This window comes from Bacillus siamensis KCTC 13613 (genome assembly GCF_000262045.1).
In the GTDB taxonomy this organism is placed as follows: Bacteria; Bacillota; Bacilli; order Bacillales; family Bacillaceae; genus Bacillus; species Bacillus siamensis.
On record NZ_AJVF01000021.1, the window covers coordinates 75272 to 98052 of the forward strand.

Sequence of the window (22781 nt, forward strand, 5' to 3'; positions counted from 1 at the left end):
ACCGTCATGGGAAATCAAGATAATAGACCAGTCACTATATTTTAAATTTGTCATCAATCAGTAAGGTGGGAACATTATGAGTTATGGAGATTCTCGTGAAAAAATCCTCGCTGCGGCAACCAGGCTGTTTCAGCTTCAGGGGTATTACGGCACGGGACTGAATCAGATTATTAAAGAAAGCGGCGCGCCGAAAGGTTCTCTTTACTATCATTTTCCGGACGGCAAAGAGCAGCTCGCCATTGAGGCTGTCAAAGAAATGAGCCATTATATCCGTATGAAAATAAAAGAAAGCCTTGATGCCTATCCCGACCCTGCGGAAAGCATTCAAGCGTTTTTACAGGACTTATCAAGCCAATTCACATGTCCGGAGAATTTCGAAGGGTTTCCTGTCGGTTTACTGGCTGCCGAGACGGCTTTAACGAGCGAAAAGCTCCAGCAGGCCTGTCAATGCGCTTATCAGGAATGGGAGAATCTGTTCGCCGGCAAATTGAGATCAGCCGGTTTTTCCGATGAGAAAGCGGCGGAAATCAGCACTGTTTTAAATGCCATGATAGAAGGCGGCATCATTTTGTCTTTAGCAAAAAAAGACAAAATGCCGATCATCCATATTTCCAAACAAATCCCCAACCTGCTGAAGACATAAAATACAAGAGACATGTTACGTAAAGAAAGAGAGGAGAATGTTTTTGGAAAACGCTCAGCCTTCCAAACAATATAAAGTTATGCCGATCATGATTTCTTTGCTGATGGCAGGATTTATCGGCATGTTCAGTGAAACGGCGCTGAATATTGCCCTGACCGACCTGATGAAGGAGCTGCATATCACTCCCGCGACCGTCCAGTGGCTGACGACGGGCTATCTGCTCGTTCTCGGTATTCTTGTCCCGGTTTCAGGTCTGCTTTTGCAATGGTTTACGACGAGACAGCTGTTTATCGTTTCACTCGCTTTTTCCATTATCGGCACGCTGATTGCAGCGCTTGCACCGAGCTTTCCGTTTCTTTTGGCGGCAAGAATCGTGCAGGCTTTAGGAACCGGACTGCTGCTGCCGCTGATGTTTAATACGATCCTCGTCATCTTCCCGCCGCATAAGCGCGGAGCGGCAATGGGGACGATCGGGCTTGTCATCATGTTCGCTCCTGCGATCGGTCCGACGTTTTCAGGGCTTGTGTTAGAGCATTTGAACTGGCATTGGATTTTCTGGATCTCCCTGCCGTTTCTCGTCTTGGCTCTTTTATTCGGCATCGCCTACATGCAGAATGTATCCGACATTACAAAGCCGAAAATTGACGTGCTTTCCATTATTCTGTCTACGATCGGATTCGGCGGCATCGTCTTCGGTTTCAGTAATGCGGGCGAAGGATCAGGCGGCTGGTCAAGCCCGACGGTTATCGGTTCGCTTACTGTCGGTGCGATCGCGCTCATTTTATTCTCCATCAGGCAGCTGAAAATGAAGCAGCCGATGATGAATCTGCGCGCTTTCCGCTATCCGATGTTTATTCTCGGTGTCGTGATTGTATTTATCTGTATGATGGTTATCTTATCAACAATGCTTCTCTTGCCTATGTATTTACAAAGCGGATTGCTGCTGACGGCATTTACGTCCGGACTCATCCTGCTTCCGGGCGGTATTTTAAACGGATTTATGTCTCCGATAACGGGACGTCTGTTTGATAAATACGGACCGAAGTGGCTTGTCATTCCCGGGTTTGTCATCACGGCAACCGTGCTTTCGTTTTTCTCAAACATTAACGGCGCTTCAACGGCGCTTCTGATTGTCGCGCTTCATACATGCCTGATGATCGGAATTTCCATGATCATGATGCCGGCGCAAACGAACGGCTTAAATCAGCTGCCGCCGGAATTTTATCCGGACGGAACAGCCATTATGAATACGCTCCAGCAGATGGCCGGCGCAATCGGCACTGCGGTGGCAGTCAGCATCATGGCTGCCGGCCAGAAGAATTATATGAGCACCGCGAAAAACCCGAATGATCCTTCCGCATACTCTCACGCGCTGATTGCGGGCGTCCAGCACGCCTTTATCTTCGCGATGATTGTCGCCGTTATCGGTCTGATCAGCGCTTTCTTTATGAAACGGGTCAAAGTGAATCACTCATAAGAAAACAGCAGACTCCCCGCGGGTCTGCTGTTTTTTATATCATGAGCGCTTCAGCCAGTTCATCAATCGCACAGATAAGGTCATCGGCCGTGTTATAGAAATGAGGCGCCAGCCGGATGAGTTGTCCGCTGGGTGCGCATACGATGTTTTTCCGCTTCAAAAGCGCAGCGGTCTCCGCCGCTTTTTCATCCCGTATGGAAATCATGCCGGGTCTGTCATCGGCAGACGGGGGGCCTGTGAGAGTCAGTCCTTTTTCAGAAGCGTATTCATACGCAAATGCGCTGAGTTTTTTTACTTCCCTATGAATGCGGTCTGTGCCGACATCGTTTAAAAGGGATAAAGCCGCCTGTGCCGCATATATGCTGATAAATGCCGGGGTTCCGGTTTCAAAGCGTTTGGCTCCGTCCGCATAAGAAAAACGGGTCAAATCCAGCATCGACTCCCGCTGCTGTCCGAACCACCCGGTGACTTTCGGCTTCAGCCGTTCCGCAAGTTCCTTTCTGACATAGAGAAACGCCGTTCCCGGTATGCCGAGCATATACTTTCTCGCGCCCGCAGCGAGCATATCAACTCCCCATTCTTTTACATCAATCGGGATGTGCCCAGCCGATTGATAAGCATCGACAAAAAGAAGCGATCCTTTCTTTGCAGATATCTCGGCAATGCGCTTCATATCCTGGACAAAACCGGATGTATAGGACACATGCGGAACATAGGTGATACACGTCTGCTCCGTGATATACGTCTCATAACGTTCTAACGGGATCATTCCTTCTTCAGACGGGACGACTGAAAGCTCCATCTCAGTCTGCGCCTTCAGAATGTGGGCGATTGCCGGAAAATCCAATTCCGTATACACCGCCTGCTTCTTTCGGCAATCCGGTAAAGCTGAGACGACGGCAGAGGCGGCAGCCGTTACTGAAGGTAAAATGGCGATTTCTTCAGGCTTAGCGCCGATTAATTTCGCAAATTCACACCTTGCCTGCTCCGTGCGGCCCATGGCTTCATCCCAGTTTCCGCCGTTCTGAAGCAGGCTTTCCTGGTAGTCATTGATCGCTTTTGAAACCGGCCGGGCAAGAGCGCTTTGGGAGCAGCTGGCGAGCATCGTATGTGTGCGGAGCGCCGGAAATAAAGATCGGTATGGCACCAAAGACGAATTCAAGGCATGTTTCCCCCTTCGGCAGGAATATATGTCCATTATAGAGTATGGTAAAAAGAAAAGGAGGGTTTTTGATGGAGAAAAAAGTATTGCTGACAGGCTTTGACCCCTTCGGCGGGGAAACGGTCAATCCTTCATGGGAAGCGGTCAAACGGCTGGACGGTGCCGCTGAAGGCCCCGCTGCTATCGTATCTGAACAAGTGCCGACCGTTTTTTATAAGTCCCTTGCCGTGCTGCGGGAGGCAATCAAGAAACATCAGCCCGACATTATCATCTGTGCCGGACAGGCAGGCGGCAGAATGCAGATCACGCCGGAACGGGTCGCGATCAACCTGAATGAGGCGCGCATACCGGATAACGAAGGGAATCAGCCTGTCGGGGAAGACATTTCTCAAAGCGGTCCCGCGGCCTACTGGACCGGCCTTCCGATCAAACGGATCGTTGAAGAAATAAAAAAGGAAGGCATTCCCGCGGCTGTATCCTACACGGCGGGGACGTTTGTATGCAATCATCTCTTTTACGGGCTGATGGATGAAATCAGCCGCCATCATCCGCACATCCGGGGCGGGTTTATTCACATCCCGTACATTCCGGAGCAAACCTTGCAGAAGTCCGCGCCGAGCCTCAGCCTGGATCACATCACAAAAGCGCTCAAAATCGCCGCGGTGACCGCCGCGGCGCATGAGGACGATATTGAAACCGGCGGAGGCGAGCTTCACTAAGCCGCTGACGCCGTCTCGGCCCATTTCTTCTTTCGGTAAACAATGCGGGACAGCGTCACACTGATTTCAAAGAGGACGAGCAGCGGAATCATGACGAGAAAGTCAGACATAAAATCCGGCGGCGTAATCAGCACCGAGACGACGATCAGCACGAAATACGAAAGCTTCCTCGCCTTTGCCAGCCGGGATGGGTTCACGATCCCGAGCCGCGTCAGAAACATGACGGCCAGAGGCATTTCAAACAAAAACCCGAACGGCAATGTCATGTTAAGCATAAAAGTAAAATACTTGTCCGCCGTAAATACTATGTCAAAATGGCCGGCGGATAATTGTGTTAAAAATCCGAGCACAATCGGAAACAGCACAAAATACCCGAAGGAAATTCCGATAATAAACAAAACCGAAAGCCCCGGAATGTAAAGCAAAGCGGCGCGGCGTTCAAACGGGGTCAAAGCCGGCGCCGTAAAACGCCAGAGCTGAAAGGCCGCAACCGGAATCGCTGCCGTAATGGCGCATATTCCCGCAATCATCATATACACCCATAAAATCTCGCTCGGCCCTAAAACGGCCAGCCTTCCATGCAAATCCTTGATCAGCCAGTCATAAATATCCTGCACAAACCAGCATGCGCCGATAAAAAACACGAGAAAGGCGATAACGGTTTTAATGAGACGCTGCCGGACTTCCTCTAAATGCCCGATCAAGTGGGTTTCTTTTTTATCCAATCGTACATCCTCCTTATATCAAAGAAGGGGCAGAAACGGATCTCTGCCCCCGTGTCAGGATTCAGCCTGCCGTTTTGTCTTTCTCAGCCGTCTGCTTGTCCGGCTCTTCATTTGAGACCAGTGTTTTTGCGGCGCTTTTAAATTCAAGCAGCGTGCGGCCGGCGGCACGGCCGATTTCCGGAAGCTTTGAAGGCCCGAAAATGATCAGAGCGATGACAAAAATCAAGATTAACCCGGGAATGCCGATATTTGAAAACATAAGTATGCCCCCTTATTGTGAAATTTTGGCCCGTTTCTTTCTCATTTGCTTTTCATGCGCACTGTTATGGGCGAAGAAACGATCCTCTTCCACCTCATTTGACTGCTTTAAGCCGCCTGCAACCGCTGCCTGTGAGACCTTCCGAATCCCCGTCTGGTCTTTTTGATAAATGAATGAAGCCCGCGTGGAAACCTCAGCCCCCGGCTCCGTCACATACGGCACCACTCTGTAATCCGCCCTCCATTGGGCAGGCGTCACCGTACAGCGGACATAGCCCCGGTAGTCGTTGAAAAACTTAATATGCGGGTTTTGTTTTAAGATTTGATCCGTATCCGCCCGTTTATCCGCCCCGTTTCCTCCCGATGTGATGGAAGTCCCGACGAATTCGGCTCCGAAGATCTTTGAATTCGTTTGATTAAAATCGGTATGCAGGTTTGACGCCCAGCTTGCATGAACATCACCCGTCAGCACGATGACATTGTTCAGGTTTTTGCTTTTTATAAAATTGATGACCCGCTCCCGCTGCGCCGGGTAGCCGTCCCATGAATCCATGCTGAATATCGGCTTGTCGGTTGTTCCGAAATTCCATTGCGCGAAAAAGATTTGCTGGGCCAGCACATTCCACTTCGCTTTTGAAGCGGCTAAGTTGTCGAAGAGCCATTGCTCCTGCTCTGTCCCCATCAATGTGCGCTTCGGATCTCTCCACTCATCAGAAGGCGGTTTATTCCCGTCGCCGTTGGCCTGATCATCTCTATACTGTCTTGTATCCAGCACATTGAAAGAGGCTAAATTGCCATAAGAAAATTGCCTGTACAGCCGCATATCAGGGCCGTTCGGGAGCGACATGCGTCTGAGCGGCATGTGTTCATAATAAGCCTGATAAGCCGCAGCCCTTCTGAGTACAAACGCTTCAACTGATTGGCCTTTTTCGGGAATGACATTGGCATAATTGTTCTCCACCTCATGATCGTCCCAAGTCACGACCCACGGAAATGCGGCGTGGGCGGCTTTCAGATTGGCATCTGAGCGATATTGGGCGTGACGGTTGCGGTAATCTGACAGCGTGTACACTTCGGCGCTGCTGTGCGTCCTGACATTCCCCGTCTTTGCCACATATTCGTTCGGCCCGTATTCATAAATGTAATCTCCGAGATGGAATACGAGATCAAGCTTTTCCTTCGCCATATGTTTATACGCCGTATAATAGCCGTGTTCATACTGCTGGCAAGAGGCAAACGCAAACGTCATGGCGGATACGTCAGCACCGGGAGCGGGCAGCGTTTTCGTCCGGCCGACGGGGCTGAGCTCATGTCCGCTTTTAAACCTGTAATAGTACACTCTATTGGGCTTAAGCCCGTCCGCTTCAACATGGACGGAATGTCCGAGATTCGGTTTTGCCATTTCCGTTCCGCGTTTGACGACATGGCGGAAATGTTCATCTGCGGCGATTTCCCATTTAACCGGAACGGCCTGATTCGGCATTCCTCCCCCATTGAGCGGGTCCGGGGCAAGACGTGTCCAGAGAATGACGCTGTCAGACAGCGGATCACCGGAGGCCACGCCGAGGGTGAACGGATAGTTTGAAAATGTCGGAGCGGCATTCACTTCAAACGCGCCGATGGATTGCGCGATCGCCAGCCCGAGGGAAAGGCCTGCGATTTTCCCGGCGCCCTGTATAAATGCGCGGCGGTCAAACGTATTGTTTTGAAAGCTTTTGTTCTCCAATTCCTTGATCCATTCATCTAAACGGCCGTCATGTGTCATGTCAGTTCCCCTTTCGTCTCATTGATCGCCCCCATTATAGAAAAGAAATGTTAAACCGTTATGAAGAAGTGTGAAGGATTTGTAAGGGCGGAAAGTGATCGGCGGGAGACATTTTTCACATTGTTTCGACAAATCTTTCCCGTCCGGGAGAAAACCCCCTCTGTTTCTGTTTGGCTTTTCATCCGTCAAGCGCACTTTGTTCCTATTTTTCTTCACAAGAAATTAAAAAACACCGTTCATTCTGAGAACGGTGCTCCGGGATTAAAATGTATTGTACACGTTTTCGCACGTTTCCCCTGTCGGCTGATAGAAGCAGTGGGATTTGAATCTGGCGACAAACGGCTGATTGTACCATGTCGGCGGGCAGTTTCCCGGCGGCTTAAAATACCACAGGCTGAATTTAGCCGGCCAAAACCGTTCTCCGCTAATATTCCGGCGGGCAAGCCTCCGCTCAGATTCGCGCGGCCTTTGGTAAAAATATCCGTGAGTCACCGCTTCAAACGCGTGCGGCTGAAACACCATCTGCCTGATGGTGCGCAGGCCTTTAAAATCAGAACAATTCGCCCGCACCCGATTGATTCCTACATTGCCGACCAAAAGCATTCCCTGCTTTCCTTCGCCTTCCGCTTCCGCCCTGAGCAGCCTTGCCATTAGATCGACATCGGCGCTCGACGCTTTTACGACTGCCATCATGACACCTCCCGTTTTTCTCCCTTCATCATATTCAGCCGCGGCCCAGTGATGACAGCCAAAAGCCAGAAAACAAATGTTCACAAAAAAAGGTTTATATTTCACGGGATGAGGAAACATACTAACATGATTTCCATAAGGAGGAATTCGCATGGAACATATTAAAGCGCTTGCCATTAAAGGCATCATGACCATCATCATTCTGTATCTCGTACTCGGCTTAGGTTTTCGCTTTACATTCGGCGACGTGCTGCTGATGACCATTGTGTTGGGAGCTGTTTCCTACTTTACGGGCGATCTGTACGTGCTGCCGAGATGGAATAATATCACGGCGGCGTCCGCTGATTTCGGAATCGCGTTTCTAGTTGTCTGGCTGATGGGAATGCCGCTGTCCATGGGCATTTCAGGAGGAAGACTGGCGTTTGCCGCTCTTATTTCCGCCATCATCATCGCGGTCGGAGAATATTTTTTCCATATTTATCTGATGAGAAAAGACTTGGGCGGGTCACGTTTTTTAGAGCCTCGGTCCGAATAACGCAAAAAAGGCCGGATAACGGCCCCCTTAAAGGGGGCTTTTTAATTGTAAAGTATAAACGCTTTATACATCTTGATATAACTGATAAACCCTTTTCAGCCTTTCTTCAAGCTGTTCAAAATGAACAAAGCGGGCTTCTCTCAGAAACTCAGTCCCATCAATGAACAAAAGAAGCACGGGGACAGTGAAGACTGAAAATCTGCCGGCAACCTCTTCTGCCTCGTCAGCATTGATATGCCCCAATTTGATATTCGGAAACTGATCCAATACTTTTCTGAGCTGCGGCAGAACAGCGTGACATACTGTACAGGCGGGTCTTGAAATGTAGATAAAACTGAATTGATGCTGTTTAATAAAATTCTCGATAGAATCTAATGAATGTAAGTCTGCCATCTCTTTCATCAAATTCCTCCTTCAATTGACTCGTCTTTCATGACTTTCAATATGCATATCATTCACTATACACATTTATATTGAACATATCCGCTTTTTTGCTATTCAGAGCACCTTAACGTTGTGCTTGAAAAATAAAAGAACAGTTACCGCTTTTCAGTAACTGTTCTTAGATCCTTATATTAAAAATGCAAAGCGTAAGCTCCTGAACCGATGAGTGCAACTCCGATGGAGACTGCAATCAGCACCAAGTTATATTCAAAGCCGCCGGCACCGTTCGCAAACCCTTTCGCTCCATGAACTTTTACAATGGCACCTAACATAATAATCGTTATGATAGCAGCTCCAAGCGGGAGGAATACACCTAAAATAAATAAAATTCCGCTTGCGAGTTCCCCGAGACCTGATAAAGCGGCCGCGGCATTACCTGGTTTAACTCCAATTGACTCGAACCATTGTCCGGTTCCTTTAATCCCGTATCCGCCAAACCAGCCGAATAATTTTTGTGATCCATAAAACAGAAACACCACACCAATCATGATTCGAATAAGTAATAGTCCTGCATCTTCCATTTTTATCTCTCCTTATTTTTCATATTATATGATGTCTGCAAGGCAGCTTGTTTACCAACAGCCGCTTCCAGCAAACATCTGTTAAATGTATGTCTTTTTATTTTTCTTCATGCTTCACGTTCATCTATAAATCAATCTAGTTCTCTCACTTCAAACGGCAGCAGCCCTTGTTCAATTTGTGCCCGGTGCGGTTCATACTGCTCAGGGAGCATCAATTTTCCGCCCATTGTTTCTTGTGACTCATCATGGGCAAAGCCCGGCGGATCAGTGGCGATCTCAAATAAGATTTCCCCATGTTCTCTGAAGTAAACCGCATTAAAATAGTTTCTATCCTGAACAGGAGTTACACCATATCCGTGCGCAGCAATGAATCTTTGCCAATCTAATTGATCTTCATCATCCTGAGCCCGCCAAGCGATGTGATGGACCGTGCCGACACCCATTTGTCCGCGGCCGATAGGCGTTAATTTCAGATCAATCACATTTCCGATATCACCGGCAGAACGATAACGAACGAAGTCTCCTTCTTTGCCGACTCGCTCAAGCCCCATGATGTTTTCTAGCAATTCACCTGTTTTTTCAGGTTGTGCTGATAACAGGGTTGCACCGCCAAAACCTTTAATGGCAACATCCGGGGTTACATCTCCGAAAGTCCACGTATTGGCGTCCCCTGCTTCTCTTTCCACGATTTCTAAATGCAGGCCATGCGGGTCATCAAATTCTATATATTGTTCTCCAAAACGCTCGATTTTGGTGTATGGCACGTTGAACTTTTCAAGTCTCTTTTCCCAAAATGCCATGGCACCTCTCGGCACGACGTAAGATGTCACGCCGACCTGTCCGTCTCCAATAATGCCTTGACGGGCGCCCGCCCACGGAAAGAAGGTGATGATTGTTCCCGGCTTCCCGCCTTCATCCCCAAAATAAAGGTGATACGTAGCCGGATCATCAAAATTGACCGTTTGCTTGACCAATCGCAGCCCTAGCACTCCAGCGTAGAAATCAGCATTCTCTTGAGGATGACCGACAATTGCTGTAATATGATGGATTCCCATCGTTTTTTTAGCCATTTTTATCCGCCCCTTTACAAATAGTTAAATATACTCCACAAACTCATTCACAGGCTTTCGGTAGCCGCGCGGCCTTCTGCTTTCTGTTTTTTCTTTCCCGATTGTAATCATCATGACAACCTCAAATTGATCATCTATATTCAAAATCTCTTTCACGGCTTCAGCATCAAACCCGATCATCGGACAGGTGTCCCAGCCTTTTTCCTTAGCACTCAGCATAAACATCATCGCAGAAAGTGAAGCATTTCTTATCGCCTCATCTCTCTTAAATGGTTCTCCCCTGTTTTCATAAAACGAAACGGTGTCTTGAACCATGTGATCATACTCTTGTTTATTTAATACCCCCAGCATCTTCAACCCTTCATAGATGTCAGCCGCTTGCTGATATGCCTGCTTATCCCCTAAAACCAAAAGAACCGCTGATGAGCTAAACACTTTATATTGTCCGTTTGCGGCCTGCTTCAGCTTTTCTTTTACATCCGGGTTAAGAACTGTCACATATTTTGTATGCTGCAAATTAAAAGCTGATGGAGCCAACGCAACCAATTCAAACATTTCGTTGAGTTCATCTCTTGTGATTGGATGATCTGGAAGAAAGTTGCTTGCAGATCTTCTTTCATTCACCAGCTGTACAAATTCAGCCATTTCTCTCGCACTCCTTTTTATCTCGAATTCGAGATATTATGGTATAAAAAATCAAATAACATATGATCAAAAAACGAAACGTTCTCTTACTGATCTTTTCGCGATTTAAACGATCGGCAGGTTCTTATCCTGCACTCTAATTAAATTATCTTGAATTAAAATATCTTGACTTCGAGATAATAATAAAGGATAAATACTTAAATGTCAACAGTTCATTTTTAAATTCAGCGCCATTTTGTCTATGTACTGTTTAGCCCTGCTCCAACTTTTTTTCTGTCACCTTATTTATTAGTAAACAGGAAAAAACCTTGCTATAGACCCACTCGAAACTGAATTGGTATGATAAGCAAAGTGATTACACAAGAAAGGATACGGAGAGCGAATCAAAAGCGCTCCTCTTTTTTTGCGCAGTTTTATAGGAGGACAAAATGACAAGTGAAAGAGAACAAATAAGCAAAAAGGTCGCTTTGATTGCATTGATAGCCAATCTGATCTTAATGGCAGGAAAGATCTTTTTTGGACTGATAGGCGATAGTGAAGCCGTTTTTGCCGACGGTATACACTCTGCAGCGGATGTCGTGGCTTCGATTGCTGTCCTGGCCGTCATCGGCATTTCTAATAAGCCGCCCGATCAAGACCATCCTTTCGGGCATGGCAAAGCTGAGGTCATCAGCGAAGCAATTGTAGGAATCATATTAGTGCTCGTTTCTGTGTATATTCTAATAGAAGCGATTTCGTCCTTTGTTGAAGGTCCAAGCGTTCCGCAATACAGCGCATTGTTTGCGGCTCTGATATCCTACGCGGCTAAGCAGATCTTATATCGTTATTCGATCAAACAAGGAGAAAAATGGAACAGTAAAGCGATTATAGCGATTGCATACGATCATAAAGGCGATATCGTTGCCTCTCTTGCCGCTTTTATCGGCGTCCTATTGGCGATTATCGGGAACACACGCGGATGGTCCTATCTGTTGTACGCCGATGCAATTGCCAGTGTCATCGTGGCGTACCTCATTTTTAAGATTTCAATGGAATTAATCAGGCCGTCTGTTGACGTTCTCATGGAAAAAAGTGTTGATCCCGAACTGATAGAGGAATATAAAGCGGTTATTTTGCATTGTCCTCAAGTCAAACGGCTCGATAAAATCCGAGCGAGAGAACACGGCCACTATAAATTGCTTGATGTCCGGTTATCTTTGGATCATGATTTGACGATTAAGCAGGGACACGATATAGCCCGCGAAATCCGAAATGAAATCAAAAGACATTTTTCAGATGTTGAAGAAGTGCTCATTCATGTGAATCCTTATTTTGAAGAATGAAAAAGCAGCTTGTAGAGAAAATGATGTTTCTCTACAAGCTTTTTTCTTTTGTGCTGTTTCTTTCCATATTCATTTGATTTCAGGTGCAGAAAAAGCACTCCCGCATGCCTAGCCTTGCTTAGCTGGGTATGTGGCAACTTTTCAACGATGAAAAAGAAGTCTATGTATTTATCAATTTTTCAAAGCAGATGATCTTCTTCGACGAGTTGGTCAAGCAGACGAATTCGGCTGTGTTTTGAGAAGAATTTCTTGTGTGGCACATGAGAAAGACACCGTCCTTTTCAGTCTTTCTTTTATTTTATGACAGGATATTTTAAGGGAAAAATAAAGACTGTCGAGATTTTCTCGACAGCCTGAAGGCCGGATAACGGCCTTTTTCGTTTGATTTCACTGATCAAGATGCTTTTTGATAAAATACAGCAGCGTGTTTCCCTGAGCCGTCAAAATGACCCCCTTCGCGCCGCACTTCGGGCAGGGCGCGCCTTCCTTCTCCGCCCCGGTTCCTTCACAATGCGGACAGGTGAGTTCAAGATCGTCGGTGGCGATCACCATGAATATCCCTCCTTTTTTGATTGTTTGTCCGTCTCCAGTCACTTTCCATGGCTATCACCTCCTTAACGATACAAAAAAACCCCGTCCATCAAAGGACGAGGTTTTCGCGGTGCCACCTTTATTAACGGCTGTAAAGCCTTCACTCAAAAAGTACAGAAACACACGGTTTCAATACCCCTTTCTTGATAACGGGGAAAGAATCCCGGCACCGCCTACTGTCATTTCAGCGCAGCAATTCAGAAGCCCATTCGGCACCGGACGGGGATCGGTTCACAGCGGCCACCGACTCTCTGAACCCCGCGCGCTGATGCGTACTTACTCTTCCTCAGCATTGTTCATCCGTTCGTTTATTTTAACATGTATCATACGCTGTCTTCCGGGCGAAGTCAATAACCTTTCGAATCGGACAGGCCGAGCATTTCCCGCGCCATTTGCATATGCTCCTCTTGCCCCGTTTGAAGCGCAAACTTCGCTGTTTCCATAGGATAGGCGGCCTGCCATTCTGTTACATGCTCCTGCATTTTCGGCCAGACGCGTCCGCCTTCAGCCTCGTAGCTCTTCATCAAACGTTTCGTTTCTTTTTCTCCTAATATCATTTGATAAAGAACAAAATCCTTGGCCGGATCGGCAACCTTTGCCTCCGTCCAATCGAGGAGACCCGTCACACGCTGATTTTCGCCGATCAAAATATGCGGAGGATGCAAGTCTCCATGGATCAGCGCGGAAAAATCAGGCCAGTACGAGCTGTCATTAATCCATGTTTGCCATCTTTGCCAAAGCTGTTCTGAGACCCCGATTTCTTTTTTTATATGATCCATTGATTCCGCCGCCCTTTGCCTGACGTCATCCGGTTTTATGATTTCAATTCCGGATCTGGAGGCCGCATCCGGGTCTGCCCCGTGCAGCCCGGCTAATGCCACGGCAAGCGAGCCGACAAAACCGTCTGAAGGCGGCTCGTGCTCCATATTCCAGACATACTGTTTCTTATCCAGATCAATTGCGGCAGCGGGTATTCCGTCCAGTTTCGGATAAGCGATCAGTTCCGGTGTATGAACCCGCCAATCGGGCACTGATACCGCGGCATGGCTGCGGAGAAACACGAGAACCGCGCTTTCTGCAGCCGCTCTTTCGATAACATCGGGACGGCGCGGCTTTCGGAGCACCCATGTCACGCCGCTGTCATCTTCAGCAAATACGACTTGGAAGTCCATACCCGTTTCATTTATGTCCGCCCCTTCATGTTTTAACCGTAAGCCATTTTCCTTTGCGATGTTCAGAACGGATTCTATTTCCCTTTGTTTTGTCATCTTGTTTCCCCATTTCCCTTATTTACTGACACAGAGCTTCGCCTGAGGCGGAGGAGAAAGAGATATGTGAAGACGCCAAAAAGAGGGCGGCATAATCGCCGCCCCCTCACTATTGCTGTCAGGTTCCTTTATTCAGGCAGACAATCCCGGTTTCCTCCGCACTCAAGGCAGAGACTTTGACACTATTTCATTAGTGCGAAAACCGGAATTTGATCAGCCATCAGGATCCCTCCGTTCCTTCTTAGTTAACATTATTTTACACAAAGACCTTATATAAGTAAACCCCATTTATCAGCTTACCTGCTCCCTCCGCTGACAAACTTCGATCCTTCGCGTAAATCTTTCGCCTCCAAAAAAAAGACGTGAATAAATTTTTTCATATTCACTTTAACCGGAGAAAGCGGAGCGGTTTCTTTCGCCTGCATTTCTTTCATTCTCTTGCTGACGGCAGGGAAATCAAAGAATTTCGAGGCGTAATATTCAAATTTGGGGTTTGAAAAATCCGTTGTGCCCAATGAGGCGAAATGGTTTAACGAATGAATAATCGCTCTTCTGATCCGCTGTTCGGAGGCTTTTGTCTCCCTGCTGATGTCTGCTTCCGACGCCGCCGGTCCCAGTTTCCGCAGCGCGACGTTTGTAAACACACGCTTCAGCGACGGAACGCTTTTTTGCGCCTGCTCATCCTCAAATAAAAAATGCAGCACGGCCATCAGGTCGTGCGCGCCGCTTTCTCCCACAATCCCTAGTTCTGATAACAGAAATTTCCCGGTCTCTTTCACGGATTTTTCGCAGGATTTAAAAGAGCGGCTTTGCTGCGGTTCATTGCGCTGAACAAGCCGTCTTAGCGAATTTTGGATGTCGCCGATCGAGGTTTCCAGTTCGATCCGCTCTTTCACTTTTCGGAGCACGGTGATGATTTCAATTTTGTTGATCGGTTTGTGGATAAAATATTCAATACCGAGAGAATAGGCTTCTCCCACCATTTCCTTCGCTTCCACCTGGGATATCATCACCGTTTTTCCGGTGTACGAATCCTGAAGATGCCGTATCGTCTCAATCCCGTCCCGCCCCGGCATCAGCAGGTCAATTAATAAAATATCGACTTGTTTAAAATGGAGATAATGCCCTTCAATCTGGCTTCCGTCCTCCGCCTCGCCGACGACTTCGCCTAAGTCCTCATCTTCAATGATCTGTCTTAAAATGGAACGGATCGCCCGGTCATCATCAGCTATAAAAAAGCGCATTATGAACTCACCCTTTCTGCAATTAAATGCCTCACCGGCAGCTTAATCGTAAATATGACGCCTTTTGGCTTGTTGTGAAAGGAGATGCCGCCTTCAAGTTCGGTTACGATTTCCTTCACGTATGAAAGCCCGATGCCCGTTGAAGGTGTGCCGAATTCATCGTATTTGGACGTAAATCCGGGATCATAGATTACCTCTCCGATTTTTTCCGGAATGCCGGGACCGTCATCTTCCGCCTGAAATTCAGCCATCTCCCCCTCCGCCCTGCGCAGCGTGAGGCGGATCTCACCTCTGTCCCCCATGGCCTCTACGGCATTGGCGGTCAGGTTATTCAAGATCGACAGGACGGTAAAGACGTGATAATCGGGATGTTCTCCTTCAATCACGCTCCGGAACTGAATATCCTTGCCTAAAGATTCGGCGTATTTTTCATTGATTCGGATGACGATTCCGATCAGAGCGGCGGCATCCATGTAATCCCGGAATCTCTCATTTGAAATCAGCTTCGACAGGCCGGCGAATATCCGCTGATTGTCTTTTTTCACTTCATGGATTTCTCCCGCAAGGCGCAGCATTCGGCTGCCGAGCTCCCGGTCGTTCCCGCTCATTTCCCGATACAGCTGATAGGATTCTTTCGTCACATGCTCCGTCGTTTTCAGCGTTTTTTTCAAATGAATCGTTTCTTCGTATAAGTTAGACACAATCATCAGCATGTGCTCATGCTGCTTTCTCGTTTGCTTTTCCCTGACCTGGGATTCGTGCAGCTTCATCACGTTGAAAAAACTCAGCACAATAAATGTGTGAGAAATGGCGATGACCGCAATATCTGCCAGTTTGCCCGGCATCATAATCAGCCGGCCTCCTGAAAACTGAACCGCCATTTCAACGGTGTCGGAAGCGATTTCAATGAGAAAGCCGAGGAATCCGATCATGAGCGGCCGATCCCGAAAGAACCTGACCCTCAGCACATAAAACAAGCAGGCATATGTAAAGTAAAAAAAGAAACTGGGATATTGGCTGAAAAAAGCCTCCGTAAAGCCGGCATGCTCTCCTCCCCAGCACGCCAGGCCGATCCGGAATGCCACAACGGCTGCACCTGTCAACAGCCCTGACAATACTGCCGGCACATGCCGCAGCAGCAGCAGAAAAAAGAAAAAAGCCGGGGCGCCGAAGCTGATCCGGTACACCTCATTCAGGGGGTAAAATTTCAGTTCCCCCGCCAGCGGCACGGTGATCAGCATGAGAGCGAATAAATAGCCGTCTTTTTTTAGTAAATAGTCGAGCCTGATCACAATCACTTCCTTCTTCTATCTATTTTGAATAAGACCGAGTGAGTCCGCAAATTTCTTTAGACCCGTATGGCGGGACGCTCCTGCTGATTTATAAATCTATCGGCTTATTTTAAGAATGATTTTGTCGTATTTTATATGATTCTGTAGATGTCATTATACATTAACATGGAACACGCTATATTTGAAAACGTTTTCCAAGACCGGTTTCCGCTTACGGACAGGCTTGTAATAGAGGAGGAATGTTATGAAAGATATGGTCAGAGAGCGCCTTGAAAAAGAGGAACTGGCTTCACTTTTACAAGATTGGGTCGAACATTACCGACCGTTTTCCGTCAATGGAAAAAGCGCAAATTATATACCCGCCCTCGGAGAAATCAACGACTCTCAGCTGGGCATTTGCATATTAGAGCCGGATGGCTCAATGATTCATGCCGGTGAATGGAATGTGCCGTTCACATTGCAGAGCATCTCAAAAGTCATCAGCTTTATTGCCGCCTGCATGTCCAGGGGCATTCCTTATGTGCTGGATCGTGTGGACGTGGAGCCGACAGGTGATGCGTTTAATTCTATCATCCGGCTTGAAATCCATAAACCCGGGAAGCCCTTCAACCCGATGATCAATGCCGGCGCCATTACCGTCGCCTCGCTTCTTCCCGGTGAAACAGCGCATGATAAATTAGAATATCTCTTTTCCGTTTTTGAAAAATTGATAGGAAAACGGCCTCACATACACGAGGAGGTCTTCCGCTCAGAATGGCAGACCGCACACCGGAACAGAGCGCTCGCCTACTATTTAAAAGAAACGAACTTTCTCGAGGCGGATGTGGAAGAAACGCTTGAAGTGTATTTAAAGCAATGCGCCATGGAGGGGACAACCGAGGACATCGCTTTAATCGGATTGATTCTTGCGCATGACGGCTACCATCCGATCCGCCGGGAACAGGTCATTCCGAAAGATGTCGCAAAACTCGCCAAAGCCCTGATGCTGACGTGCGGGATGTACAATGCGTCAGGCAAATATGCGGCTTTCGTCGGCGTCCCGGCCAAAAGCGGGGTATCCGGCGGCATTATGGCATTGGTTCCCCCAAGCGCCAGAAGAGAACAGCCTTTTCATAACGGCTGCGGCATCGGCATTTACGGTCCGGCCATTGATGAATATGGCAACAGCCTGACCGGCGGCATGCTGCTGAAACATATCGCACAGGAGTGGGAGCTCAGTATTTTTTAATCAAACGAACCAAGAGGTGATTGGATGCAGGAATTCCTTGAAAATGTAATCGGCTCGGCAAATGATTTTTTATGGTCAAAACTGTTAATCGTACTGCTTCTTTCTCTGGGACTGTTTTTTACGTTCAGATCAAAGGGTCTGCAAGTCCGCATGCTGAGGGAAATGATCCGGGTTTTGAAAGAAGGCGCAGCCGCCCGGTCAAAAAACAGCATTTCCCCGTTTCAGGCATTTTGCATCAGCATGGCGGCGCGTGTCGGAACCGGGAATATTACCGGAATCGCCATTGCGATCGCACTCGGCGGCCCGGGCGCTATTTTCTGGATGTGGATTATCGCAGTCATCGGTTCGGCTTCAAGCTTTGTTGAAAGCACGCTGGCCCAAATTTATAAAGTAAAAGATCAAAACGGATTCCGCGGCGGCCCGGCCTATTACATGGAAAAAGGCTTGAAGAAACGCTGGATGGGCGCGCTGTTCGCCGTTTTAATCACGCTGTCATTCGGAGTCGTCTTTAATTCCGTTCAGTCCAATACGATCAGCGTCGCCTTTCAAAACGCATTCGGCACCAGCCGGCTTACATTGGGCATTATTTTAATCTTGGTTTTCGGCGGCGTGATTTTCGGCGGCGTCAAACGAATTGCGAAAATGGCGGAATACATCGTAGTCGTCTTAGCCGTTTTATATATCGGCGTCGCTTTCTTTGTCATTCTGACGAACATCACCCAATTGCCCGGCGTTCTGTCGCTTATCGTAAAAAATGCGTTCGGTATTGATCAGGCAGCGGGCGGCGCTTTAGGTGCGGCTTTGATGCAAGGTGTGAGACGCGGAATTTTCTCAAATGAAGCGGGAATGGGAAGCGCTCCGAACGCGGCGGCGACAGCTACGACGAGCCATCCGGTGAAACAGGGGCTCATTCAGGCCTTCGGCGTCCTGACGGATACGCTCGTCATTTGTACAAGCACGGCACTTATCATTTTATTTTCAGACGCTTATCACCAGCCGGGACTGAGCGGCATCGCGCTTTCTCAGGCTGCCTTGAGCGACCATATCGGCGCGTGGGCATCAGGTTTCCTTGCCGTCTTAATGCTTTTGTTCGGCTTCAGCGCTCTGATGGGCAACTATTATTATGGAGAAACCAATATCGGATTTTTAAGCCAGAACAAAAAATGGCTGTTCATTTACCGCATCTGTGTACTCGGAATGGTTCTGTTCGGGTGCATTTCCAAAGTCCAGCTTGTGTGGGATATGGCTGACTTGTTCATGGGCTTAATGGTGGTCGTGAATTTAATCGCGATTTTCCTTCTGTCGAAAAAAGCGTTTGCCGCTTTGAGCGATTATGCCCGGCAAAAGAAAGCCGGAAAGGACCCCGTCTTTTACAGAGATGTGCTCCCTGATGATGACGGGATCGACTGCTGGGAGTATTCAGACATCGCAAAAAGTGCGAAAGGCAAACATATTTCCTAAACAAAAGGTGTTCGGGCAGCGTCCTGAACATCTTTTTTTCTGCCGGTTGATTGACAAAGAGGAAACTGTCCATTACCCTTTTCATATATTTTCAGGAAAGTCAGAAAGGAGCGCCTATGAACCACATTACACACATATTAGATGAATACCCGGTTATGATCATAGACGGAGCAATGGCAACCGAGCTTGAACGGCTGGGCTGTGATTTACATGACGATCTGTGGTCGGCCAAAATTCTTTTGGAAAAACCCGAACTGATCAAACAGGTGCATGCCGAATATTTTGCCGCCGGCGCTGATTGCGCGATCACTGCCAGCTATCAATCGACGATTGAAGGATTTGCGGCACGCGGCATCTCGGAAACCGACGCGATCCGCCTGATTCAGACATCAGTTGAGCTCGCCGTCCAAGCTCGCGATGAATTTTGGGCGCATGAAGAAAACCGTTCAGACCGTCCCAAACCTTTGATCGCCGCTTCTATCGGACCTTACGGCGCGAGCCTTGCCGACGGCTCTGAATATCGCGGGCATTACGGACTGACGGAGGATGAGCTGATCAGCTTTCACCGCCCCCGGATGAAAGCCCTTATAGAATCCGGCGCCGATCTTTTGGCGTGCGAGACCATTCCGTGCCTGTCAGAGGCAAAAGCGATTATAAGGCTGCTGGAGGAATTCCCCGGCACTTATGCGTGGATGAGCTTCAGCGCCAAGGACGGACGGCATATCAGCGAAGGCACGCCTATTTCCGAATGCGCGGCCCTGCTTGACTCCTGCAGCCAAATCGCAGCGATCGGCATCAACTGCACACCGATCGAACATATTCCGCCGCTGATAAAAGAAATCAAACGGGCAGCGTCCAAGCCGATTATCGTCTATCCGAACTCAGGCGAACAATATGACCCGAAAACAAAAACCTGGAAAGGTGAAGCGTGCGCAAAACATTTCGGAAAGAGCGCGCAAAGCTGGTACGAAAACGGCGCAAGCCTGATCGGAGGCTGCTGCCGGACGAAACCCGCGGATATTCAGGCCATTGCCGCTTGGGCCAAAACCATAAAAACAACTTGACTAATCGGAATAGTTTGTATATTCTATTCAAAAAGCCGGTTCGCCGGAATCTCGTGCCGTTCGCCGGCATGAGATTTTTTATTAGAACGGCTCTCGCAGAAAGTTGGAAAACAATGAACAACAAGAACGAGACAAATTTTCAGAGAAGTATGAAAAGCAGGCACCTCTTTATGCTCTCACTCGGAGGTGTAATCGGAACGGGGCTGTTTTTAAGCTCGGGGTATACCATTCATCAGGCGGGTCCGGCGGGTACCATTTTTGCATACCTTTTGGGCGCGGGCATCGTCTATCTTGTCATGCTTTGCCTCGGTGAACTGTCAGTGGCCATGCCGGTCACGGGTTCCTTCCACACCTATGCGAAAACCTATATCGGGCCCGCGACGGGCTTTACGGTCGCATGGCTGTACTGGCTGACCTGGGCGGTGGCGCTTGGCTCTGAATTCACGGCGGCCGGGCTCTTCATGCAGCGCTGGTTCCCGCATACTTCTGTTTGGATGTGGAGTGCCGTATTCGCTCTTTTCATCTTTTTATTAAACGCCTTCTCCGTGAAATTTTTTGCTGAATCGGAGTTTTGGTTCTCAAGCATTAAAGTCTTAGCCATCCTGCTGTTTATTTTATTGGGCGGAGCGGCGATGTTCGGCATCGTTCCGATGAAAAGCGGTGAGGCGGCACCTATGCTGTCGAACTTTACGGATGGCGGCAGTCTTTTTCCAAATGGTTTTTTTCCGATACTGATGACGATGCTGTCAGTAAACTTTGCCTTTTCAGGGACGGAATTGATCGGAATTGCCGCCGGGGAAAGCGCTGATCCGGAAAAAACCGTTCCGCGCGCCATTAAGACCACAGTCTGGCGGCTGGCGCTTTTCTTTATCGGAACGATTTTTGTGCTGTCGGGCATGATCTCCATCCAAGAAGCGGGTGTGATTGAAAGCCCGTTCGTCACGGTATTCGACAGAATCGGCGTGCCGTATGCGGCCGATCTAATGAATTTCGTTATTTTGACGGCGCTTCTGTCTGCGGCGAATTCGGGGCTGTACGCCTCATCACGAATGCTGTGGTCCCTGTCTAAAGAAGGTGAGCTTCACCCCGCCTTTGCCAGGCTGACGTCTAAAGGCATCCCTTTTAACGCCCTGATTTTCAGTATGATCGGCGGCATTCTGTCACTGCTGTCAAGCGTGTTCGCAGCGGATACAGTGTATCTTGTTCTCGTCTCTGTCTCAGGATTTGCGGTAGTGGCGGTGTGGATGAGCATTGCCGCATCGCAATTTTTGTTCAGAAGACGGTTTCTTAAAGAAGGCCATCAGCTTTCAGACTTAACATACAGGACACCGGGATATCCGGCCGTGCCGATAGCGGCTTTTATCCTTTGCCTTGCCTCCTGTATCGGCATTGCTTTTGATCCGAACCAGGCCATCGCCCTTTATTGCGGAATTGCCTTTATGGCCGTCTGTTACAGCGTTTATTACTTAAAAAACCGGAACAGCCGCACCCGTGTTCAAGCCGCAAAATCTTAATAAACAAAAAAGAACCCTGCCGCGCAAGGGTTCTTTTTTTTTGTTTATACTTCAACCACCCATCTGAACGAATCCGGCACCTTCCCGACCTGGATGCCGGTAATGGTTTCATAGAGCCTTTCTGACACTTCACCGATCAAGCCGTTATTCAGCTCAATTGTTTCTCCGTGAATGTGCAGCTCGCCGACCGGTGAGATGACGGCTGCGGTTCCCGTACCGAATACTTCTGACACCTCGCCTCTCATCGCGGCATGATAGATGTCATCAATGGCAACCCGTTCTTCCCTGACGCGGATGCCCCAGCTTTTTAACAGCTCTATCACAGATGCGCGGGTGATGCCCCCGAGGATGCTTCCGTTTAGCGCCGGCGTTACAGCCTCTCCGTTTATAATGAAAAAGATATTCATACTGCCTACCTCTTCAGCATATTTCTTTTCCACTCCGTCGAGCCAAAGCACCTGATCATAACCCAGTTCTTCGGCTTTCCGCTGAGCCTGTAAGCTGGCCGCATAGTTTCCGGACGTTTTAACATCGCCCACTCCGCCGGTGACGGCGCGCACATACTCATCCTCGACATAAATACGGATCGGTTTCAGCTGATCGCCGTAATACGAACCGACCGGCGTCAGGACAACCATGAATTTGTACCGCTTGGAAGGCCGGACGCCTAAAGAAGGCTCGGTCGCAATCACAAACGGACGGATATATAAAGAAGTTCCTTTTTCTTTCGGAATCCATTCCTGCTCCAGCTCCACCAATTGTACCAATGCTTCCAGCGCAAGCTTCTCATCGAGAGGCGGCATGCTCATCCGCCGCAGCGATTTATTCAGCCGCTTTATATTTTGGTCAGGTCGGAACATCAATGCCCGTCCGTCTTCTGATCTGTAAGCCTTCAGCCCTTCAAATACGGCCTGCCCGTAATGGAAAACGGATGCGGACGGATCAAGATGAACCGGTTCATATGGTGTGATTCTCGGATCATGCCAGCCTCTTTCTTCTTCGTAATCCAGGACAAACATGTAATCAGTGAAGTACTTGCCAAATCCCAATGAAGCGGAATCCGGTTTTTCTTTTCTAGCTGTGACCTTACGTCTTTCAATCAGTTGATTCAACAAAAGCACACCTTTCTTGTAATTGTTTAAA

23 protein-coding genes and 1 other annotated feature are annotated in these 22781 nt (G+C 48.4%); of the genes, 9 read left to right on the plus strand and 14 right to left on the minus strand.

The annotated features are described in order from the left end of the window. Positions 1-76: 76 nt before the first annotated feature. Entirely contained in the window at positions 77-643 is a 567-nt protein-coding gene (lmrA, locus tag Y79_RS0105910; RefSeq protein ID WP_016936853.1) for a transcriptional regulator LmrA, read from the plus strand. Between the two features lie 37 nt (positions 644-680). Next, the gene (gene lmr(B), locus Y79_RS0105915) at positions 681-2120 is read left to right on the plus strand and encodes a lincomycin efflux MFS transporter Lmr(B) (protein ID WP_032864767.1); all 1440 of its coding nucleotides are present in this window, start codon (positions 681-683) and stop codon (positions 2118-2120) included. Between the two features lie 34 nt (positions 2121-2154). Here the strand turns inward: lmr(B) and Y79_RS0105920 are convergent, their stop codons facing one another. Then, positions 2155-3282: an aminotransferase class V-fold PLP-dependent enzyme gene (locus Y79_RS0105920; RefSeq protein ID WP_016936855.1), complete on the minus strand. Its 1128-nt coding sequence runs from the start codon at positions 3280-3282 to the stop codon at positions 2155-2157. A gap of 71 nt (positions 3283-3353) precedes the next feature. On the opposite strand from Y79_RS0105920, the gene pcp reads away from it, so the two are divergent. Continuing rightward, on the plus strand, positions 3354-4001 hold the full coding sequence (gene pcp, locus Y79_RS0105925) for a pyroglutamyl-peptidase I (RefSeq protein ID WP_016936856.1): 648 nt from the start codon (positions 3354-3356) through the stop codon (positions 3999-4001). Here pcp and tatC read toward each other — a convergent pair. The 4 genes from tatC to Y79_RS0105945 all read right to left on the minus strand — a co-directional run bounded on the left by tatC (position 3998) and on the right by Y79_RS0105945 (position 7439). Beyond that, a complete protein-coding gene (gene tatC / locus Y79_RS0105930) occupies positions 3998-4726 on the minus strand; it encodes a twin-arginine translocase subunit TatC (RefSeq protein ID WP_016936857.1) in 729 nt (242 codons plus the stop codon). The genes pcp and tatC overlap by 4 nt on opposite strands. A 61-nt stretch (positions 4727-4787) precedes the next feature. Then, complete coding sequence (locus tag Y79_RS0105935; RefSeq protein ID WP_003156681.1) at positions 4788-4985, minus strand: twin-arginine translocase TatA/TatE family subunit; 198 nt, start codon at positions 4983-4985, stop codon at positions 4788-4790. A 12-nt stretch (positions 4986-4997) separates the two neighbouring features. Continuing rightward, entirely contained in the window at positions 4998-6749 is a 1752-nt protein-coding gene (locus Y79_RS0105940; RefSeq protein ID WP_016936858.1) for an alkaline phosphatase D family protein, read from the minus strand. Positions 6750-7010: 261 nt separating this feature from the next. Continuing rightward, positions 7011-7439 (minus strand): cell wall hydrolase, encoded by a 429-nt coding sequence (locus Y79_RS0105945; protein WP_029575244.1) that lies wholly within the window; start codon positions 7437-7439, stop codon positions 7011-7013. A gap of 151 nt (positions 7440-7590) precedes the next feature. Here Y79_RS0105945 and Y79_RS0105950 point away from each other — a divergent pair, with 151 nt between their 5' ends. Then, complete coding sequence (locus Y79_RS0105950; protein ID WP_016936861.1) at positions 7591-7974, plus strand: DUF2512 family protein; 384 nt, start codon at positions 7591-7593, stop codon at positions 7972-7974. Between the two features lie 63 nt (positions 7975-8037). Here Y79_RS0105950 and Y79_RS0105955 read toward each other — a convergent pair whose 3' ends face one another. The 4 genes from Y79_RS0105955 to Y79_RS0105970 form a co-directional block, all read right to left on the minus strand. After that, positions 8038-8376: a thioredoxin family protein gene (locus Y79_RS0105955; protein WP_016936862.1), complete on the minus strand. Its 339-nt coding sequence runs from the start codon at positions 8374-8376 to the stop codon at positions 8038-8040. Positions 8377-8549: 173 nt separating this feature from the next. Next, entirely contained in the window at positions 8550-8939 is a 390-nt protein-coding gene (locus tag Y79_RS0105960; RefSeq protein WP_007609195.1) for a DoxX family protein, read from the minus strand. 131 nt (positions 8940-9070) lie between these two features. Then, on the minus strand, positions 9071-10009 hold the full coding sequence (locus Y79_RS0105965; RefSeq protein ID WP_016936863.1) for a ring-cleaving dioxygenase: 939 nt from the start codon (positions 10007-10009) through the stop codon (positions 9071-9073). Between the two features lie 24 nt (positions 10010-10033). Further along, positions 10034-10654: a nitroreductase family protein gene (locus Y79_RS0105970; protein ID WP_016936864.1), complete on the minus strand. Its 621-nt coding sequence runs from the start codon at positions 10652-10654 to the stop codon at positions 10034-10036. A gap of 428 nt (positions 10655-11082) precedes the next feature. Between Y79_RS0105970 and Y79_RS0105975 the strand changes: the two genes are divergently transcribed. Next, positions 11083-11976: a cation diffusion facilitator family transporter gene (locus tag Y79_RS0105975; RefSeq protein ID WP_016936865.1), complete on the plus strand. Its 894-nt coding sequence runs from the start codon at positions 11083-11085 to the stop codon at positions 11974-11976. Positions 11977-12363: 387 nt separating this feature from the next. On the opposite strand, the gene Y79_RS0105985 is transcribed toward Y79_RS0105975, so the two are convergent. From Y79_RS0105985 to glnK, 4 genes are all read right to left on the minus strand, one after another. After that, positions 12364-12528: a tryptophan RNA-binding attenuator protein inhibitory protein gene (locus tag Y79_RS0105985; protein ID WP_016936867.1), complete on the minus strand. Its 165-nt coding sequence runs from the start codon at positions 12526-12528 to the stop codon at positions 12364-12366. Positions 12529-12616: 88 nt separating this feature from the next. Further along, positions 12617-12866, minus strand: a binding site (T-box leader). A 48-nt stretch (positions 12867-12914) separates the two neighbouring features. Next, positions 12915-13835 carry a macrolide 2'-phosphotransferase gene (locus Y79_RS0105990; protein ID WP_016936868.1) on the minus strand — a complete coding sequence of 307 codons (921 nt, stop codon included), beginning with the start codon at positions 13833-13835 and terminating at the stop codon, positions 12915-12917. A gap of 296 nt (positions 13836-14131) precedes the next feature. Continuing rightward, complete coding sequence (glnL, locus tag Y79_RS0105995; protein WP_016936869.1) at positions 14132-15079, minus strand: glutamine utilization two-component system response regulator GlnL; 948 nt, start codon at positions 15077-15079, stop codon at positions 14132-14134. Beyond that, positions 15079-16371, minus strand: a complete 1293-nt coding sequence (gene glnK / locus Y79_RS0106000; RefSeq protein ID WP_016936870.1) for a two-component system sensor histidine kinase GlnK — start codon at positions 16369-16371, stop codon at positions 15079-15081. The genes glnL and glnK overlap by 1 nt, the downstream gene beginning before the upstream one ends. 244 nt (positions 16372-16615) lie before the next feature. Between glnK and Y79_RS0106005 the strand changes: the two genes are divergently transcribed. From Y79_RS0106005 to Y79_RS0106020, 4 genes are all read left to right on the plus strand, one after another. Further along, positions 16616-17599: a glutaminase gene (locus Y79_RS0106005; RefSeq protein ID WP_016936871.1), complete on the plus strand. Its 984-nt coding sequence runs from the start codon at positions 16616-16618 to the stop codon at positions 17597-17599. Positions 17600-17623: 24 nt separating this feature from the next. Further along, a complete protein-coding gene (locus Y79_RS0106010) occupies positions 17624-19060 on the plus strand; it encodes an alanine/glycine:cation symporter family protein (RefSeq protein WP_016936872.1) in 1437 nt (478 codons plus the stop codon). 116 nt (positions 19061-19176) lie between these two features. Further along, positions 19177-20124 (plus strand): homocysteine S-methyltransferase, encoded by a 948-nt coding sequence (gene mmuM / locus Y79_RS0106015; protein WP_016936873.1) that lies wholly within the window; start codon positions 19177-19179, stop codon positions 20122-20124. Between the two features lie 113 nt (positions 20125-20237). After that, on the plus strand, positions 20238-21638 hold the full coding sequence (locus Y79_RS0106020) for an amino acid permease (protein WP_162139818.1): 1401 nt from the start codon (positions 20238-20240) through the stop codon (positions 21636-21638). A gap of 44 nt (positions 21639-21682) precedes the next feature. Here Y79_RS0106020 and Y79_RS0106025 read toward each other — a convergent pair whose 3' ends face one another. Beyond that, complete coding sequence (locus tag Y79_RS0106025) at positions 21683-22750, minus strand: branched-chain amino acid aminotransferase (protein ID WP_016936875.1); 1068 nt, start codon at positions 22748-22750, stop codon at positions 21683-21685. Positions 22751-22781 lie beyond the last annotated feature (31 nt).

Excerpts from the sequence above, each read along its gene's own strand:
- Y79_RS0106005 (WP_016936871.1), top strand. The coding sequence starts at position 16,616 with ATGAAAGATATGGTCAGAGAGCGCCTTGAAAAAGAGGAACTGGCTTCA.
- lmrA (WP_016936853.1), top strand. The coding sequence starts at position 77 with ATGAGTTATGGAGATTCTCGTGAAAAAATCCTCGCTGCGGCAACCAGG.
- Y79_RS0105985 (WP_016936867.1), bottom strand. The coding sequence starts at position 12,528 with ATGGTGATCGCCACCGACGATCTTGAACTCACCTGTCCGCATTGTGAA.
- Y79_RS0105965 (WP_016936863.1), bottom strand. The coding sequence starts at position 10,009 with ATGGCTAAAAAAACGATGGGAATCCATCATATTACAGCAATTGTCGGT.
- Y79_RS0106010 (WP_016936872.1), top strand. The coding sequence starts at position 17,624 with ATGCAGGAATTCCTTGAAAATGTAATCGGCTCGGCAAATGATTTTTTA.
- pcp (WP_016936856.1), top strand. The coding sequence starts at position 3,354 with ATGGAGAAAAAAGTATTGCTGACAGGCTTTGACCCCTTCGGCGGGGAA.
- Y79_RS0105960 (WP_007609195.1), bottom strand. The coding sequence starts at position 8,939 with ATGGAAGATGCAGGACTATTACTTATTCGAATCATGATTGGTGTGGTG.
- Y79_RS0105975 (WP_016936865.1), top strand. The coding sequence starts at position 11,083 with ATGACAAGTGAAAGAGAACAAATAAGCAAAAAGGTCGCTTTGATTGCA.
- Y79_RS0106020 (WP_162139818.1), top strand. The coding sequence starts at position 20,238 with ATGAACAACAAGAACGAGACAAATTTTCAGAGAAGTATGAAAAGCAGG.
- Y79_RS0105970 (WP_016936864.1), bottom strand. The coding sequence starts at position 10,654 with ATGGCTGAATTTGTACAGCTGGTGAATGAAAGAAGATCTGCAAGCAAC.
- Y79_RS0105990 (WP_016936868.1), bottom strand. The coding sequence starts at position 13,835 with ATGACAAAACAAAGGGAAATAGAATCCGTTCTGAACATCGCAAAGGAA.
- Y79_RS0105950 (WP_016936861.1), top strand. The coding sequence starts at position 7,591 with ATGGAACATATTAAAGCGCTTGCCATTAAAGGCATCATGACCATCATC.
- mmuM (WP_016936873.1), top strand. The coding sequence starts at position 19,177 with ATGAACCACATTACACACATATTAGATGAATACCCGGTTATGATCATA.
- Y79_RS0105940 (WP_016936858.1), bottom strand. The coding sequence starts at position 6,749 with ATGACACATGACGGCCGTTTAGATGAATGGATCAAGGAATTGGAGAAC.
- Y79_RS0105935 (WP_003156681.1), bottom strand. The coding sequence starts at position 4,985 with ATGTTTTCAAATATCGGCATTCCCGGGTTAATCTTGATTTTTGTCATC.
- Y79_RS0105955 (WP_016936862.1), bottom strand. The coding sequence starts at position 8,376 with ATGAAAGAGATGGCAGACTTACATTCATTAGATTCTATCGAGAATTTT.
- Y79_RS0105945 (WP_029575244.1), bottom strand. The coding sequence starts at position 7,439 with ATGGCAGTCGTAAAAGCGTCGAGCGCCGATGTCGATCTAATGGCAAGG.
- glnL (WP_016936869.1), bottom strand. The coding sequence starts at position 15,079 with ATGCGCTTTTTTATAGCTGATGATGACCGGGCGATCCGTTCCATTTTA.